The 2,088-nt window shown below is 68.2% G+C and carries 1 protein-coding gene; it reads right to left on the reverse strand.

What is annotated here, in order from left to right:
- Positions 1-117 precede the first annotated feature (117 nt).
- On the reverse strand, positions 118-1,854 hold the full coding sequence (locus NP4_RS39155; RefSeq protein ID WP_082876636.1) for an Eco57I restriction-modification methylase domain-containing protein: 1,737 nt from the start codon (positions 1,852-1,854) through the stop codon (positions 118-120).
- Between the last annotated feature and the right edge of the window lie 234 nt (positions 1,855-2,088).

Here is a 2,088-nt window from a genome sequence, read left to right on the forward strand (position 1 = left end):
TGTTCCCCATCACGGACGGTTCCCCTCGTCCACTTTTCCCTCGTCCACATTTCCCCGTACACGTTCCCTTGCCCGCATTTCCCCGTACACGTTCCCTCGCTCACATTTCCCCCGACGTCAGTCGGGGGCGAAAACCCCTGTCAGCGAATCGATCCCGAACGCCGCCGCCACCCGCTCGTCCAGCTCGGCCAGGTCGGTCTCCACACCGTCGACCAATTCGCGGACCAGGTCGGCCAGCCCCGCTGCCGCATGGGTATCGGGGTCCGGCACGGGTAAGCGCGCGACGTACTGGGTGATCCAGCGCCGCCTGCCCGCATAGAGGCGGTTACCGCACACCGCGTCGTAGAACCGCATCCCCAGCGTCGAATTCGCTACGCCCATAACCAGATACGCCAGATGGTCGCTGCCGATATCGGGTACCGAGATCCAATAGCAGTCCCCGTTCACGATCGCGCCGCTGCGATCGAGGGCGAACCGCGGCCGCACGCTGATATCCGGGAACACCACCTTGGGCAGTCGCCACAGATGCGGCCGCTGCGGCACCCAGATCTCGAACCACTCCCGCCCGCTCCCGGTCAGATAGTCCCGTGCGGCCAGGGTGTCCTTGTGTTCGGCCAAATAGGCCGCCGCGCCGGGGAATAGCGCCAGATCCACCGGCGTGCGGCGGGGCTTGGTGACGTCGTAGGGATACAGCACGCGGGTGTCGCGCTCGCGGGTCACCCGCCAGGCGGCCAGATCGTGATGGGTGAGCAGATCGAACAGCAGCGCCCGCTCGGGGCGCGGTTCCCGCTCGTCCCAGCGGTCGGAGATGAACACCCGATCGGCGGTCGTCTTGATGCCCACGCGAATTCGCGCCAGATCACCGAAGGTCCGCCAGGTGCCGTCGCCGACCCGGCGCAGCCAGGCGTCGGTGCCCGGGCGTGACATCCGCCACGGCACCGTGTAGTCGGCCTCGCGAGTCGGCATCGAGGGGGCGCTCGACGCCGCCCGTCCCGTCTCGAGCGTGCCGACCTCGATCGCGATACACCGACCCTCGTGATCGATCAGGCAATCGCGCGAATGGGTCAGGGCCGCGAAGAGATCCGTCCCGTCACCCGGTTCGCCACCGGGGATCTCGTAGGCCGACACATACCGGCAGCGAGTCGCGTCCCCGCCCCGAATCGCGATCGTCACCGCCGGGAGCACGGCGGCCTCGAACAATCGGGTATCGCCGAGATCGTAGAGTTCGATAGGCGACAGCTCCGCACACAGCAGCTCCCGCAGATTCGCTCCCGCCTTCGTGGTCAGAAACCGATTGGCGCACAACAGTCCCAGCACGCCGCCCGGCCGCAGCAGCCTGGGCATACTCGCCACGAACGGATGTGTCAGATCGATCCGCCCCTGGAGCCCGAAACGCTGGCTGAGCAGCCGCGCGGTCTCCGCCCCGAGCTGCTGGGTGCGCACATACGGCGGATTCGTGATGACCGCGTCGAATCCCTCATCGTCCAATGTGGTTGCGGCCTGCAGGAAGTCGCCGACCCGCCACTCGATATCCGGTTCCCGCGCCGCCGCCACCCCGATCGCCGCCGCGTCCAGGTCGTAACCGACCATCCGAACCCGCGCCCGCGGAAACCGAATCCGCGCCAGCCGCCGGGCCGCCACCAACAGCTCCCCGTCCCCGCACGCGGGATCCAATACCCGCAACTCCTCCCGCCCGTGCGGCCCCGCGTGCGCGAACAGCCGGGCCGCGAGAAATTCCGCCAATCGCACCGGCGTGTAATGGCGACCGTGCCGCTTGCGCGCGCCGTCCCCGCCGGACCCATCGGCCCGCCGGTATCTCGACGCCTGCCCGCCCCAGCCATCCACACCGCGCATTCTGCCGCCCGCACCCCCGCCGCGCCCGCATAACAAGCCGACCCACCCGCCCGAAATCGCCCCAACTACCTGGACAAATGCCCGGTTGGTCCGAATCACCGACGCGGCAAGGCAACGATCCGCACGACAGGCCGCCCGCCGCAACTCATCCATCGCCCACCGCCTGGACGATCACTCACCTCACGGAGCAGATGGTGGATCACTCACCCCGCAGAACACCTGGCCGATCACACA

It is taken from the genome of Nocardia pseudobrasiliensis NBRC 108224, from assembly GCF_001613105.1.
GTDB lineage: Bacteria > Actinomycetota > Actinomycetes > Mycobacteriales > Mycobacteriaceae > Nocardia > Nocardia pseudobrasiliensis.

What these genes read in the sequence shown, in the direction of transcription:
- NP4_RS39155 (WP_082876636.1), bottom strand. Translation starts at nt 1,854, where the DNA reads ATGCGCGGTGTGGATGGCTGGGGCGGGCAGGCGTCGAGATACCGGCGG.